Source organism: Enterococcus raffinosus (assembly GCF_019175485.1).
Taxonomy (GTDB): domain Bacteria; phylum Bacillota; class Bacilli; order Lactobacillales; family Enterococcaceae; genus Enterococcus_A; species Enterococcus_A raffinosus.
In genome coordinates this window covers 3,002,501-3,019,846 of the sequence record NZ_CP072888.1, presented here as the reverse complement: position 1 = coordinate 3,019,846, position 17,346 = coordinate 3,002,501, and the positions used below count along the sequence as shown (strand labels likewise).

The 17,346-nt window shown below is 39.1% G+C and carries 14 protein-coding genes, 1 tRNA gene, 2 rRNA genes and 1 other annotated feature (1 of these 18 running past the window's edge); of the genes, 11 read left to right on the top strand and 6 right to left on the bottom strand.

The window, feature by feature from the left end:
* Window positions 1-99: 99 nt before the first annotated feature.
* From rsmG to J9537_RS14695, 6 genes are all read left to right on the top strand, one after another.
* Entirely contained in the window at window positions 100-813 is a 714-nt protein-coding gene (gene rsmG / locus J9537_RS14720; RefSeq protein ID WP_218256249.1) for a 16S rRNA (guanine(527)-N(7))-methyltransferase RsmG, read from the top strand.
* A 70-nt stretch (window positions 814-883) separates the two neighbouring features.
* On the top strand, window positions 884-1,651 hold the full coding sequence (locus tag J9537_RS14715) for a ParA family protein (RefSeq protein ID WP_010747430.1): 768 nt from the start codon (window positions 884-886) through the stop codon (window positions 1,649-1,651).
* A complete protein-coding gene (locus J9537_RS14710) occupies window positions 1,638-2,528 on the top strand; it encodes a ParB/RepB/Spo0J family partition protein (protein WP_010747431.1) in 891 nt (296 codons plus the stop codon). The genes J9537_RS14715 and J9537_RS14710 overlap by 14 nt, the downstream gene beginning before the upstream one ends.
* A gap of 47 nt (window positions 2,529-2,575) precedes the next feature.
* Window positions 2,576-2,773: a DUF951 domain-containing protein gene (locus J9537_RS14705; protein WP_010747432.1), complete on the top strand. Its 198-nt coding sequence runs from the start codon at window positions 2,576-2,578 to the stop codon at window positions 2,771-2,773.
* A 30-nt stretch (window positions 2,774-2,803) separates the two neighbouring features.
* Window positions 2,804-3,904: a redox-regulated ATPase YchF gene (gene ychF / locus J9537_RS14700; protein ID WP_010747433.1), complete on the top strand. Its 1,101-nt coding sequence runs from the start codon at window positions 2,804-2,806 to the stop codon at window positions 3,902-3,904.
* 14 nt (window positions 3,905-3,918) lie between these two features.
* A complete protein-coding gene (locus tag J9537_RS14695; protein ID WP_010747434.1) occupies window positions 3,919-4,623 on the top strand; it encodes a DUF1129 domain-containing protein in 705 nt (234 codons plus the stop codon).
* Between the two features lie 101 nt (window positions 4,624-4,724).
* Here J9537_RS14695 and J9537_RS14690 read toward each other — a convergent pair whose 3' ends face one another.
* The 3 genes from J9537_RS14690 to J9537_RS14680 form a co-directional block, all read right to left on the bottom strand.
* On the bottom strand, window positions 4,725-6,056 hold the full coding sequence (locus J9537_RS14690; protein ID WP_016250130.1) for an ISL3 family transposase: 1,332 nt from the start codon (window positions 6,054-6,056) through the stop codon (window positions 4,725-4,727).
* 140 nt (window positions 6,057-6,196) lie between these two features.
* Complete coding sequence (locus J9537_RS14685; protein WP_218256248.1) at window positions 6,197-6,910, bottom strand: DUF4811 domain-containing protein; 714 nt, start codon at window positions 6,908-6,910, stop codon at window positions 6,197-6,199.
* Window positions 6,907-8,373: an MDR family MFS transporter gene (locus tag J9537_RS14680; protein WP_218256247.1), complete on the bottom strand. Its 1,467-nt coding sequence runs from the start codon at window positions 8,371-8,373 to the stop codon at window positions 6,907-6,909. Before J9537_RS14680 ends, J9537_RS14685 begins: the two co-directional genes overlap by 4 nt.
* Window positions 8,374-8,516: 143 nt before the next feature.
* On the opposite strand from J9537_RS14680, the gene J9537_RS14675 reads away from it, so the two are divergent.
* Both J9537_RS14675 and guaB read left to right on the top strand, forming a co-directional pair.
* Window positions 8,517-8,984, top strand: a complete 468-nt coding sequence (locus J9537_RS14675; RefSeq protein WP_218256246.1) for a MerR family transcriptional regulator — start codon at window positions 8,517-8,519, stop codon at window positions 8,982-8,984.
* Window positions 8,985-9,094: 110 nt separating this feature from the next.
* Window positions 9,095-10,579, top strand: a complete 1,485-nt coding sequence (guaB, locus tag J9537_RS14670; protein WP_218256245.1) for an IMP dehydrogenase — start codon at window positions 9,095-9,097, stop codon at window positions 10,577-10,579.
* A gap of 58 nt (window positions 10,580-10,637) precedes the next feature.
* Here the strand turns inward: guaB and serS are convergent, their stop codons facing one another.
* The 3 genes from serS to croR form a co-directional block, all read right to left on the bottom strand.
* Window positions 10,638-11,918 (bottom strand): serine--tRNA ligase, encoded by a 1,281-nt coding sequence (serS, locus tag J9537_RS14665; protein ID WP_218256244.1) that lies wholly within the window; start codon window positions 11,916-11,918, stop codon window positions 10,638-10,640.
* Window positions 11,919-11,962: 44 nt separating this feature from the next.
* Window positions 11,963-12,172 (bottom strand) — a binding site (T-box leader).
* Between the two features lie 30 nt (window positions 12,173-12,202).
* Entirely contained in the window at window positions 12,203-13,384 is a 1,182-nt protein-coding gene (locus J9537_RS14660; protein WP_218256243.1) for a sensor histidine kinase, read from the bottom strand.
* Entirely contained in the window at window positions 13,374-14,063 is a 690-nt protein-coding gene (gene croR, locus J9537_RS14655; protein ID WP_010747441.1) for a response regulator transcription factor CroR, read from the bottom strand. Before croR ends, J9537_RS14660 begins: the two co-directional genes overlap by 11 nt.
* 606 nt (window positions 14,064-14,669) lie before the next feature.
* Between croR and J9537_RS14650 the strand changes: the two genes are divergently transcribed.
* The 3 genes from J9537_RS14650 to J9537_RS14640 all read left to right on the top strand — a co-directional run.
* Window positions 14,670-16,228 (top strand): 16S ribosomal RNA (locus J9537_RS14650).
* A gap of 76 nt (window positions 16,229-16,304) precedes the next feature.
* Window positions 16,305-16,377, top strand: a tRNA-Ala gene (locus J9537_RS14645).
* A 177-nt stretch (window positions 16,378-16,554) separates the two neighbouring features.
* Window positions 16,555-17,346, top strand: a 23S ribosomal RNA gene (locus tag J9537_RS14640); it runs 2,121 nt beyond the window's last position.
* Together the 16S and 23S rRNA genes with 1 tRNA gene alongside form the textbook arrangement of a ribosomal RNA operon.

Sequence of the window (17,346 nt, the reverse complement as noted above, 5' to 3'; positions counted from 1 at the left end):
GAAACATACGTAAACCATTGCATGTAAAGCAATAATGCGTTAAAGTAGAGGATAGTCTGTGAAACATTTTGCTGTTTCACGAAAATGAAAGGATTTCTTATGACACCAGAAGAATTTCAATTGGAATTAAGTAAGCAAGGAATTGAACTAAACGATAAACAAATGGAACAATTTGCGGCTTATTTCCGTTTATTAGTTGAATGGAATCAAAAGATGAACCTTACGGCGATTACTGAACACAAAGAAGTTTATCTAAAGCATTTTTATGATTCTATCACATTGGCGTTTTTAGATACGTTTAAACCTGAAGGACAACTGTGCGATGTAGGATCAGGTGCTGGCTTTCCTAGTTTACCGTTAAAAATTGTTTTTCCAGATTTAGAAGTGACAATAGTTGATTCTCTGAATAAACGAATCACTTTTTTAGCAACATTGGTAGAAGAACTGCAGTTGGATGGTGTGCATCTTTACCATGATAGAGCAGAATCTTTTGGAAAAAATTCAAAATTTCGTGAAGGATTTGATTTTGTAACTGCTAGAGCAGTAGCGAGATTGAATGTATTGACGGAGCTTTGCTTACCGTTAGTCGAAAAGGAAGGCTATTTCTTTGCCTTAAAAGCAGCAAAAAGCGAAGAAGAATTATCTGAAGCGAAGCATGCAATTGCTCTTTTAGGAGGTAAATTGATTAACGCAGAAGATGTTTCATTACCCAATGGTGATACGCGTCATATTATTACAGTGCAAAAAAAGAAAGAGACACCAAAAAAATATCCTCGTAAACCAGGTTTGCCTAATAAGCAGCCGATAAAATAATTCATTTAAGTAGTACAACTTATTTTCCATTTGGGAATAAATTTTTTAGTAGGAACTAGGAGGAAATTAGATGGCACGGATCATATCTGTTGCAAACCAAAAAGGCGGGGTCGGTAAAACGACAACGACTGTTAATTTGGGTGCGTGCTTAGCGTATGATGGAAAGAAAGTCTTGTTAATCGACAGCGACGCACAAGGAAACGCTACGAGTGGCTTAGGTGTGCGTAAGCCTGATGTGAAACAAGATATTTATGACGTTTTAGTAAATGAGGTCCCCATCAAAGAAACGATTATAAAAACCTCAAGAGAAAATCTATCAATCGTACCCGCTACGTTACAATTAGCAGGAGCGGAAATTGAATTAACATCAATGATGGCTCGGGAATCTCGTTTAAAAAGTGCTTTAGCAGAAGTTAGCGATGAATATGACTTTATTTTAGTGGACTGCCCCCCATCATTGGGACATTTAACCATTAATGCATTTACTGCTAGCGATGCTATCTTAATTCCTGTTCAATGTGAATATTATGCATTGGAAGGATTGAGTCAGCTTTTAAATACCGTTCGTTTGGTTCAAAAACATTTTAACCCGGGATTAGAAATCGAAGGCGTACTGTTAACCATGTATGATGCCCGAACAAACCTTGGTGCAGAAGTGGTTGAAGAAGTTCGTCGCTATTTTCAGGAAAAGGTTTATGATACGATTATTCCAAGAAATGTCCGTTTATCTGAAGCACCTAGCCATGGTAAGCCTATTATTGATTATGATCCACGCTCGAAAGGTGCAGAAGTTTATCAAGCTCTAGCAAAGGAAGTGTTAGTTCGTGAGCAAAAATAAAGGATTAGGACGCGGAATTGATGCCTTATTTCAAGATCTTTCTGAGATTGAAGAAGTAGACATGAAGAAAGATCAAGTGATTGAAATTCCTTTAAGTGATTTACGCCCCAACCCCTATCAACCACGGAAATCTTTTGACGAAACCACTTTGCAGGAATTAGCAAACTCAATTGAACAATCTGGCGTCTTTCAACCGATTATCGTAAGGAAGTCCGCTGTAAAGGGATATGAACTAATTGCCGGTGAACGTCGCTTCCGTGCTTCTAAATTAGCAGGTAAGGAAACAATTCCAGCCATCATTCGGGAGTTTGATGAGGAAGCCATGATGCAAATTGCTGTGTTGGAGAATTTGCAAAGAGAAGACCTTAATCCCTTAGAAGAGGCAGAAGCCTATGAAATGCTAATGAAGAATTTAAAACTTACGCAAGCTGATGTAGCAAATCGTTTAGGGAAAAGTCGCCCCTATATCGCAAATTACTTACGTTTGTTGACGTTACCTAAGTTAGTTAAAGAAATGGTGCAAGATGAACGCTTATCAATGGGCCAAGCGCGTACCTTGTTAGGTTTAAAGAAAAAAGATCAAATTTTGAAACTAGCAAACCGTGCAGTAAAAGAAAATTTGACAGTGCGTCAGTTAGAACAGATTGTTAATGAGTACAATGAGGGGAAAGCAAAGGATAAGAAAAAGGTTCCTCGCTTATCCAAGGAAAAACCCTACTATTTGCGTGAAAGTGAAGACAGGCTGATGGACAAGTTTGGAACGGGTGTAGAAATTGTTGAAAAAGACGGTAAAGGTAAAATTTCGATTGAGTATCTATCCCCATCAGATCTTACACGTATCTTAGATATTTTGAATATCCATTTTGATGAATCATAAATGTGTGTATAGCCAAAAGAATGAATAGAATCGAGGAGGTTTGCCAGATGTATGATTTAGGTGATATCGTTGAGATGAAAAAACCACATGCCTGCCAGACAAATCGCTGGGAGATCATTCGCATGGGTGCAGATATCAAAATCAAATGTGTAAATTGTGGACATATTGTCATGATGACACGCCGTGATTTTGAAAAGAAAATGAAAAAAATCCTTGAGAAGAAAAATGATTTGACTCAAGAATAATTCCTTAGTAGAGAAAGAGTGAAGTTAACCATGGCCTTAACAGCCGGAATTGTAGGGTTACCTAATGTTGGTAAGTCTACCTTATTTAATGCAATTACTAAAGCAGGTGCAGAGGCTGCTAATTATCCTTTCGCAACAATTGATCCAAATGTTGGAATGGTAGAAGTACCTGATTGGCGTTTAGAACGCTTAACTGAATTGGTACATCCTAAAAAAACTGTACCGACAACCTTTGAATTTACAGATATAGCAGGCATTGTAAAAGGTGCCAGCAAAGGTGAGGGTCTAGGTAACCAATTTTTGAGCCACATCCGTCAAGTTGATGCTATCTGTCATGTTGTTCGGTGTTTTGATAATGAAAACATCACCCATGTTGAGGGACGTGTGGATCCGTTAGAAGATATAGAAACAATCAACCTAGAGTTGGTCTTAGCTGATTTAGACTCAATCAATAAACGGTATGCTCGTGTAGCAAAAGTAGCAAAAACAAAAGAAAAAAACGCTGTGGCAGAATTAGCTGTATTAGATAAGTTAAAGCCTGTTTTAGAAGAAGGACAATCTGCCAGAACGATTGAATTTACTGAAGAAGAACAAAAAATTGTCAAAGGCTTGTTCTTATTAACAAGTAAACCTGTTCTTTACGTAGCTAATGTTGATGAGGATACAGTAGCTAGTCCAGATGATAATGAGTATGTGCAAACTGTGCGGAATTTTGCAGCGAGTGAACATTCAGAAGTAATTGTTGTTTGTGCCGAAGCAGAAGAAGAAATTGCTGAGTTAGAAGATGAAGACAAAGTAGAGTTTCTAGAGGCGATGGGAATTGAAGAATCAGGATTAGATCAATTGATTCGTGCCGCATATGATTTACTAGGTCTAGCAACTTACTTTACAGCAGGGGAACAAGAAGTTCGAGCATGGACTTTCCGAAAGGGAACTAAAGCTCCTCAAGCAGCAGGAATCATCCATACAGATTTCGAACGTGGATTTATTCGAGCTGAAACGGTCTCTTTTGAAGACTTAAATAAATATGGCAGTATGCACGCAGCAAAAGAAGCTGGACGTGTCAGATTAGAAGGAAAAGATTATGTCGTACAAGATGGCGATGTAATGCTGTTCCGTTTCAACGTTTAGGGAGGAAAGAAACAATGGAACCAGAAAAGTTACAAACGTTGCAAGCAGAAAACGTTCAACTTGAAGAGAAGCTTACTAAGCGTAACGAGCAATACATTTTTGACTTGAAAAAAGCGTTAAAGGCAGCAAATTTGACGGATGAACAAACTATCGTAGCCTTAAACGAGATGCTTCCCACTTTAGTGGAGGAACAAAAATCTGGGAAGACAGCCCGACAATTATTCGGAACGGTTTCTGAACGACTTGATGCGATTGTCAATAAACCCGCTGAACAAAAAAAATCGACTACTGCTTCATTGATGTGGCTAGATAATTTTCTATTGTTATTTGGGTTATTAGGAATATTATCAGGTATTATGGGGATGTTTGTTTCACGTGGAACACAAATGGTGACTTATGGGTTAACAACATTAATCGTAGCTTCCGCAGTCGGAGGATTAGTTTTCTACATGATGTATATATTCTTTTACCAATTTGAACAACCAGGAGCAGATAAATCAAAAAAACCAAAAACTTGGAAGTCCATTCTTATGTTAGTTTCAGTTACACTAGTATGGTTCTTAGTCTTTAATGGGGCAGCATTGTTACCTCCAACGGTAAATCCTATTCTAGATCCAATGTTAATGGTTATTTTATCAGCTCTTGCCTTAGCACTACGTTATTACTTGAAAAAACGTTTCGGAATTGTTAGTAGTTTAGCAACCGCACCACGTAGATAGTAAAAGAAGCTAGATTCTGTTGAATCTAGCTTCTTTTTTCGGCTCTTCGTCAATGAGTGTTGGTGAAGAAATTCAATAGAATAATCAAGTCATTCACACGGCTAGGCAGCTCTTCTGTCTAGCCGTGTTGTCGTTCTGGTCTTGTTCATTTGGGTGGTTTTCTTGAAATACTTTCCGCGATACAAAAAGATTCGTTCTCGGTAGTTTTGGAAGTTTCTAAAGCCATAGGCCATTCGTTTTAGTACTTTGATATGGTTGTTCAAACATTCCAGTGGCCCGTTGGAATAGGGAACCCGCAACGCGCGTTTGATTTCTGTTTGGTACTTTTTGAAGGTCGTAATCACTGGTTGGTAGTGTTCTGGTAACTCTTTGTAATTTTCCTTTAAAAGCTTCGTGAAATCAGGAACATCTCGTCTTCTGATAGCGGACAGAAAGTGCTGATAGACTTCGTAGCCTTGCTTTAAGGAGTCATCGTAAGACAACAGGCGATCGACGATTTCTGCTTCCGTTAGATGTGCCCGAAAAGAAGGTCGCCAGTAGCGGTGTCTCCCCTTCAATTCCCACGCATTCTTTTGAAGCAGTTTCCAGTATTTCTTTAAGTGTTTTGAACGAGTATCGCCTTTTTTAAAGGATTTCATTACTTGAATTCGGTGGTTGGTAAAGGCTCGACCAATGTGTTGGCTGATATGAAAGCGATCGGCGACGATTCGGGCATTCGGAAAACAATCTTTCACCAATGTACGATAAGGTGTATAGAAATCTGAAACCACTAGACGTACTTGTTCCCGTACCTTTCTGGGATAACGCAAGAAATAGTCGCGTAAAGGATCGAGTTGACGATTTTCCACAATGTCGATCAGTTGATGGGTTTTGCCATCCATCATGACAAAGCTCATAGCACCCGAGACATTTTTCACTGATTTGAATTCATCAAAACACAACACTTCTGGCAGTGGCTGGTTCAAAGAAATGGTTTTAGGCCGAAGGCTGCGAAGGATCCGAATAACCGTTGTTGGAGAAACGTGTTTCATGCGTGCAATCAAGGACATAGAAAGAGGCTCACTTAATAGTTCGAGAACGGCTTGTTTGACTCTGCGGGCAATGGAGCAGTGACGATCACTAATCGAATCTTCGGCTAAAAAAGTTTTTCCACAGTGTTTACACTTAAAGCGTTGCTTGTTTATCCGCAGAATCGTCTTGTAGTTACTGACGTCATTTAATAGGATAGAGACTTTCTTCCAGCCCCATTTAATGATCGTTTGATCATTTTCATAGCGGCAATGAAAGCATTCCTCTGGTCGATAGGTTAATGTGCCATCAAAAACAAAACAGGTCTCGTCATTGATTCGCTCTTTGCGAAAGGCATTCTCATGAAAGGTAAGATTTAGGTCTAGAATATCTAGTAACTCTTTGGTAAACTCTGAATAGGACATCTTGAAACACTCCTTTGAATGGTTTTCGTCGACTTTATTCTAAAGGATTTCAAGGTGTCTGTTTGCGTTTATTAGAAAAAAAGAAAAAGTGTTGGCAACAGAAGGTGTCACCAACACTAGATATTATAGAGCCCTTTTTTCTATCCTTTTTTTGTTACTTCAGCAATTAATTTTGCTATACTTTGTTGTTGATATTCTTTGGTAGCTTGCTGTATTATTTTTTGCTGAGTTGCTTGATCCATAGACGGATTCTGTATCATAGCCGCTTCAACTTTTTCTTGAACGAACTTCTTCGCATCATTTTGCATAGAAGTTTTATTTTTAGTTACTAGTTTTGTCAGTTCTTTTGCTTGGTCTGTACTTAATACAAGCCAGTCCTTTTGGACATTGAACGTATTTTTTTCATTAATCAATTGATGATTTTTACTAGAAAGTCCAAACCAAAATTTTGCAATCTCGTTTTTATATACCCAATATGTTTTAGCAGTAACTAGCTTTGTCCTTACTTGATTTTTTTTCACACGGTTACTTACATGGTCTGTTCCAGTTGTTTTAGGTTTTTTCTGAGATTCATTGGTTTTGTATAAATAAATTTTTTCTGTTCCATTACCAAGTGGTTGATAGAGTAACATCTTCATATCCTTATTGTCTGCTGTAGAAGTTAATGTCTGGGTGGTCGTTTCGGTTACTTTTTTCATTCCATAGTGATAATGGTCATTAGCAGTAATAAATCCTAAACTAATTAAGAAAATTCCTGCAAAAATTATTGAAAGAAATGTTTGCCAAGTCTTTTTAGCAAAAATATTTGTTAAAGCAAAAGCTAGCACACTGATAATGGTTATCGCGAAGATCATTTTGCCACTCCTCCCTCTGCTTTAGTATTGGCTTTCAAGAAAAATGTAATAATGAAACCAATGACCCCAAATATTACTGCTACATAGAAAGCGGCGTGATAGCCAGATAATGTAGCACTAATAGCTTGATTCTTGTAGGTTAAAGGTAAAGTCTTTAATAAATGGGCTGCAGGTAAATTACCTTTTGTGACATTTGTTAGCACGCTGATCAATATTGCTGTTCCTATAGAACTTGCTACTTGTCGGAAGGTGTTGTTCACAGCTGTACCATGACTGATCAAATTCATTGGTAAAGCGTTCATTCCTGAAGTTGTAACAGGCATCATAACCATTGAAATTCCAAACATACGCATTGCATATAAAATGACGATCATAGCGATTGGTGTTTCGGAAGTTAAAAAGGCAAATGGTAAAGTAGCTGCCGTTAAAATTAACATCCCGCTTATTGCTAGGCGTTTTGCACCGTACTTATCAAAAATTGACCCAGTAATTGGCATCATTAAGCCCATGACTAAGGCACCGGGTAGTAGCATTAAGCCAGAATGGAAAGCCGATTCTCCACGGATATTTTGAATATATAAAGGAAGTACCATTTCAGCACCAACCATTGCCATATTGACGACTCCACTTAAAATAGCCGCAATTGTAAATATAGGTGATTTAAATACACGAAGTTCTAAGAATGGGTGTTCCAAATGTAGTTGTCGCCATACAAAGAGTCCGATCACTATCACACCGACAACTAAAAATCCAATAACTTTAACACTGCCCCACCCATCATTACCAACAGAAGAAAAACCATATAATAGGTTTCCGAAACCAATCGTTGATAAAAGAGCTGACAGTATGTCAATACTTGGGTTAGATAATTGAATGACACTTTTCATTAAAAAAGTAGCTAGAACTAAAACTAAAATGACAATCGGAATTACCATGCCGAAAAGATCACGCCAAGTATAGTGATCAATGATCCAACCAGATAAGGTAGGGCCTAAGGCAGGAGCAAGACCAATAACAATTCCGGCCATCCCCATTGCGGATCCGCGTTTTTCAGGTGGAAAGATAGATAGCATGATATTCTGCAATAGAGGCATGGAGATACCGACGCCGGCAGCTTGAATCAATCTTCCAATTAATAATGTAGAAAAGTTCGGTGCAACGAAACATGTAATGGTTCCAATCAAAAAAATAGTCATAGCTGATAAGTACAATTTTTTTGAACTGAATTTATTAATTAGCCAAGCACTGATTGGGATCATAATCCCGTTTACTAGCAAGAAGCCAGTAGTTAGCCATTGAACACTAGAAGCAGATATATCAAAAGCTTTCATTAGTGCTGGAAAAGCTGTTGTTAATAAAGTTTGGTTTAACACCGTACAAAAAGTTCCTATTAATAGCACCACGACTAGTAAAGAACGATTGTAAGGTTTTCCATAAATATCGACCGTTTGATTATTACTCACGATCTAACGCCTTCTCTCTTTTTGAAAATTTTCAGAAACAATAAATGTTCGTTTGTTACTTTACTGCGATTAGAATTTTTTGTCAACTTACTTGACACGTTTGTTATTGAAAGTATAATCGGAGGGGAAGAGAGGGATGCATCGTGAAAAATAATACGGTCAAGCAGCTCCTAGAAAGTGATGACTTGTTAGTAGGAATCAGTGAGTTAAGTAAAGTAACTGGTGTTTCGCCACGTCAAATTCGTTATTGGGAACAAAAGGGATTCATTAGCTCTACAGGTGAAAAAAGTGGCAATCGAAAATTTAAATTACCAATGGTAATTAAAGTTGAGATTATCAAACATTTTCTCGACGAAGGGTACACATTGACTGCTGCAGTTAATAAAGCTCAAGAACGTCAAAATAATATTCATCAAGCAAAGGTGTTATTACGTGAGATTTTTAAGGATATCCAACAAGTTGGTGAACGGTATTTAATTATTCGTTTAGATAACTTTGAAAATAAAGAAGGTTTCTATTTAATTCGAGATACTCTTAAGAATAAGGTAACCTATCAAATAGTTGATGCCGATAGCGAGATAACTACTGATTTGCTTGAAAAATGGTTCTAATCTGTAGAAAAATAAAGGTTAGATGAGGATTTCGGTACAAGTTATTGACTTCACTCGATGGTTCTGTTAGTTTCTTTATTAAAAATAATTCTGGGGAGTGGTAACGAACAATGTCTAATTGGGAAACGAAATTTGCAAAAAAAGGTCTGACTTTTGATGATGTTTTGTTGATACCGGCTGAGAGTCATGTATTGCCAAATGAAGTGGATATGAGTGTGCAGTTGGCGAAAAATATCAAATTGAACATTCCGTTGATGAGTGCAAGTATGGATACAGTTACAGATAGTAAAATGGCTATTGCTATGGCTCGACAAGGTGGATTAGGAGTTATCCATAAAAATATGAGTATTGCTGCCCAAGCAGATGAGGTTCGTAAAGTAAAACGTTCAGAGAGTGGGGTCATTATTGATCCATTTTTCTTAACACCAGAACACAAAGTACAAGATGCTGAAGATTTAATGAGTCGATACCGTATTAGTGGTGTACCCATTGTAGAAACTTTAGAAAATCGAAAGTTAGTTGGTATCATCACGAATAGAGATATGCGTTTTGTAACAAATTATGATATTCCCATCTACGAAGTGATGACCAAGGATGGTTTAGTAACGGCTCCTGTAGGTACTAAATTACAGGATGCCGAAAAGATATTACAAAAGCATAAGATCGAAAAATTACCGATCGTTGATGAAGAAGGACGTCTAAGCGGGCTAATTACAATAAAAGATATTGAAAAAGTTATTGAGTTTCCTAATGCTGCTAAAGATGAACATGGTCGTTTATTAGTTTCTGCAGCAGTTGGAGTTACCAGTGATACTTTTGAACGTGCGGAAGCTCTACTGAAGGCTGGAGCTGATGGTATTGTAATAGATACAGCTCATGGACATAGTGCAGGCGTTTTGCGTAAAATTCGTGAAATTCGCGAGACTTTCCCAGAAGCTACTTTAATTGCAGGTAATATTGCAACAGCAGAAGGTGCGAAAGCTTTATACGATGCTGGTGTGGATGTCGTAAAAGTGGGAATTGGTCCTGGATCAATTTGTACAACGCGAGTAGTAGCAGGCGTTGGTGTACCTCAATTAACGGCGATTTATGACGCAGCATCTGTTGCACGCCAGTATGGAAAAGCAATTATTGCTGATGGGGGAATCAAATATTCCGGAGATATTGTAAAAGCATTAGCAGCAGGAGGACATGCTGTTATGCTAGGTTCCATGCTAGCTGGTACTGACGAATCTCCTGGTGAGTTTGAAATTTATCAAGGCCGTCGCTTTAAAACTTATCGAGGAATGGGATCTCTTGGTGCGATGGAAAAAGGCTCAAGTGATCGCTATTTCCAAAGCGGCGTGAATGAAGCTAATAAGTTGGTCCCAGAAGGAATTGAAGGACGCGTAGCTTACAAAGGAACAGCTGCGGATATCATTTTCCAGATGATAGGCGGACTTAAAGCTGGAATGGGGTATGTTGGTGCTGGAAATCTAGAACATTTACGTGAAAATGCACAATTTGTGCAAATGAGTGGGAATGGTTTGAAAGAATCACACCCTCATGATGTTCAAATCACAAAGGAAGCACCGAACTATTCAGTGGAACAATAATAAAATAATTGCTAAAAAGTGGCATCTTCCTACATTTGAAGATGCCACTTTTTAGCAATTATTTATCGTTTTTAATAACTTTTACATTCCCCATATATGGAACTAAGACTTCAGGAATCGTAACTGAGCCATCTTCGTTTTGATAGTTCTCCAAGATAGCAGTTACAGTTCGTCCTACAGCCAAGCCAGATCCGTTCAATGTATGAGTATATTGGACTTTCCCCTCTTCATTGCGATAGCGAATCATTGCTCGACGTGCTTGGAAATCTTCGCAATTTGAACAAGAGCTAATTTCACGATAGGTGTTTTGAGCAGGCACCCATACTTCTAAATCATAAGTTTTAGCTGCTGAGAACCCCATGTCTCCTGTACAAAGAGTGATAACACGATAAGGTAGATTTAGTTTTTGTAAAAGGATCTCAGCATTCTGAGTCATTTTTTCTAATTCGTCATAAGAAGAGTCCTTATCACTGAACTTTACCATCTCTACTTTGTGGAATTGATGTAGACGAATCAATCCACGAGTATCGCGACCGGCGCTACCAGCTTCAGAACGGAAAGAAGGAGATAAGGCTGTGAAATAAATTGGTAAATCTTTACCATCTAAAATTTCATCCGCATAATAATTTGTTAACGGAACTTCTGCAGTAGGTATTAACGTTAAGTCACGATCTTCCACTTGAAAGACATCCTCTTTAAATTTCGGGAACTGTCCTGTACCAAACATTGACTTACTATTTACCAAATAAGGTGTAATCATTTCAGTATAACCCTGTTCATAAATGTGTTCATCCAGCATAAAGTTGTAAACAGCACGTTCTAAACGCGCACCTAAACCTTTATAGTAAACGAAACGACTACCTGATACTTTTGCTCCGCGCTCAAAATCTAAGATATCTAAATTTTCAGCAACTTCCCAATGAGGCTTTGGTTCAAAAGCAAATTGACGAGGCTTACTCCAGCGCCGAACTTCTACATTGTCTTCCTCATCATCTCCAATAGGTACAGAATCATGAGGCAAATTTGGTAATGTTGTTGCAATTTCAGTCAATTGTGCATCGATGTCAGCTACTTGCGCATCGAAGTCTTTAATGGTCACACCAACTTCTTTCATTTCTGTAATTTTATCGGTTGCGTCATTTTTTTCGCGTTTTAATTTCGCGATTTCACCTGAAACATCATTACGATATTTTTTTAATTCTTCTGTTTTTACTAGTAACTTTCTACGTTGTTCGTCTAAATCCAAAAAACGTTCTAAAACTTCTTTTTTTACACCACGAGTAGCTAATTTTTCATTTACTTCAGCAAAATTATTACGAATCATTTTGACATCTAGCATTACTTTTCCTCCTTTAAATAAAAAAACACCGTTTCATCCCATGAAATAGGGACGAAACGGTGTTGAATTTCGCGGTACCACCCAAATTCAGCATAAGCTGCACTTGATTGACGGATATCGACGTCACTCGGTTTTTCTTTCAAAAAACACAGATCATGAAACTGGATTTCTTTAAGCTGTTTTGTTGATTTACACCAGCCATCAACTCTCTGAAAAAACAAACTTACGTACTTGGTTTCCTGCATGTCTTATTGAAATCAGTATAAGCAATCAAAAAATCAAAGTCAATGATTATCTTGGATAGCTTTAACTTGGTTTTTGTAAAGTGGTAAATGAATAATAAAGGATGTCCAGTTCTCATTTGATTGAGCATAAATATATCCGCCATGAAGATTAACAATGTTTTGAGCAATAGCTAAGCCTAAGCCGGTACCACTAATCTCTTGTGAACGAGAACCGTCAACACGATAAAAACGATCAAATAACTGATCCAAAGCTTCTCTAGGAATAGGAGTTCCATTATTTTTTACGGTAACGACTGCTTCATTTTTAGCTTTTTCTATCTCTATTACTATTCTGTCTGCTTCAGCGCCATATTTTAAAGCGTTAGTAATTAGGTTATTAAAGACACGGACCAGTTTTTCAGTATCGCCGTCCATTATTAATTGAGTTTCTTTGGTATCAACTTGGATTTGAATATTTTTCTTTTTCGCTTCTAATTCAAAATCAGCAGCCAACTGTTCTAGTAATTGTACCATATCAAAAGAGATATTATTAACAGGAACAGAGGGTTGTCGAACCTTTGAATATTCAAATAAGTCTTCTACTAATGACTTCATTTGTTTCGCCTTTTTATAGGCAATACTTGTATATTTAAGTATTTCATCGTTACTTTGATATTGACCGTCTTCGATTAATCCAAGGTAGCCAATGATGGAGGTTAGCGGTGTACGAATGTCATGACTGACATTTGTAATTAGTTCATCTTTTGATTTTTCAATTTCACGTTCATCTTCGATAGCAGCAACGGTACTATCAACTAAACCGTTAATACTATCAACAACTTTACTAAGATCGCCTCGTAATTCAAAAGGAATTCGATAATCGTAATTTCCGTTAGCTATATAATGGAGCTCGTTGATAATGTGTCGTAGTTGCATTTGTCGATATCGTCTGATTAAACGCCAAAAAACAACAAGTACATCAATGACAAGAAATAGAGGAATAACAAAGTTTCTTCCACTCCAAAAAATGTCACTACCAAGATTATTGGCAAAAATATCCTTTGAACGATAAATTGCATCTGTTAGATCTGGCGAATTATTGAGCATCTGGGTAAAAAGAACCATGATTGCTACATTTAATAATAGTAACAAAATAACGGTTACTATTCCTTCAGCAATTAACTCACTAACTTCTTTTGATGTGAGGGTAATTCGCTTTTTCTTTTCTGAGTTATTTTGCATCTATTTTATATCCCACACCCCAAACGGTTTGAATTACCTTTTCACCATCAGTCGCTTCTTCGATTTTATCCCGTAAATGACTGACATGAACCATAACTGTTTTTGCAGAAACGATGCTTTCTTGCTTCCAAACTCGTTCAAAAATTTCATCTGCACTGAAAACACGATTTGGATGGCTCGCTAGTAGATATAAAATCCCGAACTCTAATGCGGTCAATTGAATTTCTTTTCCATCTACTGTCTTAACTTCATGTGAATCCTTATTAATAATCAATGATTGAATTTCAAGAATATCTGGTTGATCTTCTGCAACATGCATTTTTGTTCGACGTAACAAAGATTTAACCCTAGCCATAACTTCCAAAGGATTAAACGGTTTTGTTACATAGTCATCAGCACCAGCAACTAGTCCTTTGATTTTGTCCATATCTGTTGTTTTTGCTGTCAGCATAATGATTGGAATCTGTGACTCTTTCCTTAATTCCTTCACAACCTGCATACCGTCCATAACAGGCATCATAATGTCTAATATTAATAAATCAATGTCATTTGTAGTTCTAAGCTTACTCAAAGCTTCTTTACCATCATAAGCCTTTACAACTTCATAACCTTCATTATGTAGATAAATACTAAGAAGTTCTACAATCTCTTTATCATCATCTGCAACTAATACTTTCATTAAACTGTTCCTCCGTTCATATTAAGTAATAAATACATCATCATTTTACCAAATAAATCATTGGAAGGCGAAAGACAGCATTACTAGTTAAGGAAAAATCAAAATTAAAATGACGAAAATTAATTTATCAAAAAGAAAAAAGAAGGTTTAACAGACCTTAAAAACGAACAAAATAAAAGTATTTTTTTTTATCTGTCGTGTTCTAAAAAAAGTAAATAAAATTACTTTTTTTTGTTGACCAAACTGTATAATACTGCTATATTATTCTATGTTCTTGAGGCAATTAAAATAATTCGGAACACCTAAAATTATTGTTGACAGATGGCTGACTTTCAGTTATTCTATCAAAGTCGCATAAAACGATGACAACAATTCCTTCGAAAAAAACTTCAAAAAAATTGTTGACATTCACTCAGTAACCTGTTAAGATATAAAAGTTGCTGAAACAAAGCGACAAACAATGTAGACCTTTGAAAACTGAACGAATAAAACAAACCAAATGTGTAGGGCGTTTCTTTTAATAGAAATAAACAACATAGCAAGCAATATGCTAGCAAGTCAATTTTTACAATTGAGCTGATCAGTCGTAAGACTGTTTCAAACACTTTTTATGAGAGTTTGATCCTGGCTCAGGACGAACGCTGGCGGCGTGCCTAATACATGCAAGTCGAACGCTTTTTCTTTCACCGGAGCTTGCTCCACCGAAAGAAAAGGAGTGGCGAACGGGTGAGTAACACGTGGGTAACCTGCCCATCAGAAGGGGATAACACTTGGAAACAGGTGCTAATACCGTATAACAATAGAAACCGCATGGTTTCTATTTGAAAGGCGCTTTTGCGTCACTGATGGATGGACCCGCGGTGCATTAGCTAGTTGGTGAGGTAACGGCTCACCAAGGCAACGATGCATAGCCGACCTGAGAGGGTGATCGGCCACATTGGGACTGAGACACGGCCCAAACTCCTACGGGAGGCAGCAGTAGGGAATCTTCGGCAATGGACGAAAGTCTGACCGAGCAACGCCGCGTGAGTGAAGAAGGTTTTCGGATCGTAAAACTCTGTTGTTAGAGAAGAACAAGGATGAGAGTAGAATGTTCATCCCTTGACGGTATCTAACCAGAAAGCCACGGCTAACTACGTGCCAGCAGCCGCGGTAATACGTAGGTGGCAAGCGTTGTCCGGATTTATTGGGCGTAAAGCGAGCGCAGGCGGTTTCTTAAGTCTGATGTGAAAGCCCCCGGCTCAACCGGGGAGGGTCATTGGAAACTGGGAAACTTGAGTGCAGAAGAGGAGAGTGGAATTCCATGTGTAGCGGTGAAATGCGTAGATATATGGAGGAACACCAGTGGCGAAGGCGGCTCTCTGGTCTGTAACTGACGCTGAGGCTCGAAAGCGTGGGGAGCAAACAGGATTAGATACCCTGGTAGTCCACGCCGTAAACGATGAGTGCTAAGTGTTGGAGGGTTTCCGCCCTTCAGTGCTGCAGCTAACGCATTAAGCACTCCGCCTGGGGAGTACGACCGCAAGGTTGAAACTCAAAGGAATTGACGGGGGCCCGCACAAGCGGTGGAGCATGTGGTTTAATTCGAAGCAACGCGAAGAACCTTACCAGGTCTTGACATCCTTTGACCACTCTAGAGATAGAGCTTCCCCTTCGGGGGCAAAGTGACAGGTGGTGCATGGTTGTCGTCAGCTCGTGTCGTGAGATGTTGGGTTAAGTCCCGCAACGAGCGCAACCCTTATTGTTAGTTGCCATCATTTAGTTGGGCACTCTAGCGAGACTGCCGGTGACAAACCGGAGGAAGGTGGGGATGACGTCAAATCATCATGCCCCTTATGACCTGGGCTACACACGTGCTACAATGGGAAGTACAACGAGTCGCGAAGTCGCGAGGCTAAGCTAATCTCTTAAAGCTTCTCTCAGTTCGGATTGTAGGCTGCAACTCGCCTACATGAAGCCGGAATCGCTAGTAATCGCGGATCAGCACGCCGCGGTGAATACGTTCCCGGGCCTTGTACACACCGCCCGTCACACCACGAGAGTTTGTAACACCCGAAGTCGGTGAGGTAACCTTTTGGAGCCAGCCGCCTAAGGTGGGATAGATGATTGGGGTGAAGTCGTAACAAGGTAGCCGTATCGGAAGGTGCGGCTGGATCACCTCCTTTCTAAGGAATATTACGGAAACTACACAGGTTGCTTTATTCGTTCAGTTTTGAGAGGTCTACTCTCAAATAAATATTTGGGGCCTTAGCTCAGCTGGGAGAGCGCCTGCTTTGCACGCAGGAGGTCAGCGGTTCGATCCCGCTAGGCTCCATTGATGACGTTGGTCATCAATCGTTCATTGAAAACTGGATACAGAAACAATAATTTAAACAAACCGAGAACACCGCGTTGAATGAGTTTTTTAAATAAGTTCAATTGCTTATTTTTTTCTGATTGGGAAATCTATCGCTAGATGGAACAATCAACCCCCTAACGCAAGTTAGGATAAGGTTAAGTGAATAAGGGCGCACGGTGGATGCCTTGGCACTAGGAGCCGATGAAGGACGGGACTAACACCGATATGCTTCGGGGAGCTGTAAGTAAGCTTTGATCCGGAGATTTCCGAATGGGGGAACCCAGCATCTTTTATAGGATGTTACTTTTCAGTGAATACATAGCTGATTAGAGGTAGACGCAGAGAACTGAAACATCTAAGTACCTGCAGGAAGAGAAAGAAAAATCGATTCCCTGAGTAGCGGCGAGCGAAACGGGAAAAGCCCAAACCAAGAGGCTTGCCTCTTGGGGTTGTAGGACTCCGATATGGTAGTCCAGTGAGATAGTCGAAGGACCTGGAAAGGTCTGCTAGAAAGGGTAAAAGCCCCGTAGACAAAATTTGACTGGCACCTAGGAGGATCCTGAGTACGGCGGAACACGAGGAATTCCGTCGGAATCCGGGAGGACCATCTCCCAAGGCTAAATACTCCCTAGTGACCGATAGTGAACCAGTACCGTGAGGGAAAGGTGAAAAGCACCCCGGAAGGGGAGTGAAATAGATCCTGAAACCGTGTGCCTACAACAAGTTAGAGCCCGTTAATGGGTGATAGCGTGCCTTTTGTAGAATGAACCGGCGAGTTACGATTACTTGCGAGGTTAAGTTGAAAAGACGGAGCCGCAGCGAAAGCGAGTCTGAATAGGGCGAATGAGTAAGTGGTCGTAGACCCGAAACCATGTGATCTACCCATGTCCAGGTTGAAGGTGCGGTAAAACGCACTGGAGGACCGAACCCACGTACGTTGAAAAG

Coding starts and splice junctions, on each gene's coding strand:
- J9537_RS14660 (WP_218256243.1), bottom strand. CDS start 13,384: ATGCAAAATAACTCAGAAAAGAAAAAGCGAATTACCCTCACATCAAAA.
- ychF (WP_010747433.1), top strand. CDS start 2,804: ATGGCCTTAACAGCCGGAATTGTAGGGTTACCTAATGTTGGTAAGTCT.
- J9537_RS14690 (WP_016250130.1), bottom strand. CDS start 6,056: ATGTCCTATTCAGAGTTTACCAAAGAGTTACTAGATATTCTAGACCTA.
- croR (WP_010747441.1), bottom strand. CDS start 14,063: ATGAAAGTATTAGTTGCAGATGATGATAAAGAGATTGTAGAACTTCTT.
- serS (WP_218256244.1), bottom strand. CDS start 11,918: ATGCTAGATGTCAAAATGATTCGTAATAATTTTGCTGAAGTAAATGAA.
- J9537_RS14685 (WP_218256248.1), bottom strand. CDS start 6,910: ATGATCTTCGCGATAACCATTATCAGTGTGCTAGCTTTTGCTTTAACA.
- J9537_RS14695 (WP_010747434.1), top strand. CDS start 3,919: ATGGAACCAGAAAAGTTACAAACGTTGCAAGCAGAAAACGTTCAACTT.
- J9537_RS14715 (WP_010747430.1), top strand. CDS start 884: ATGGCACGGATCATATCTGTTGCAAACCAAAAAGGCGGGGTCGGTAAA.
- guaB (WP_218256245.1), top strand. CDS start 9,095: ATGTCTAATTGGGAAACGAAATTTGCAAAAAAAGGTCTGACTTTTGAT.
- J9537_RS14705 (WP_010747432.1), top strand. CDS start 2,576: ATGTATGATTTAGGTGATATCGTTGAGATGAAAAAACCACATGCCTGC.
- rsmG (WP_218256249.1), top strand. CDS start 100: ATGACACCAGAAGAATTTCAATTGGAATTAAGTAAGCAAGGAATTGAA.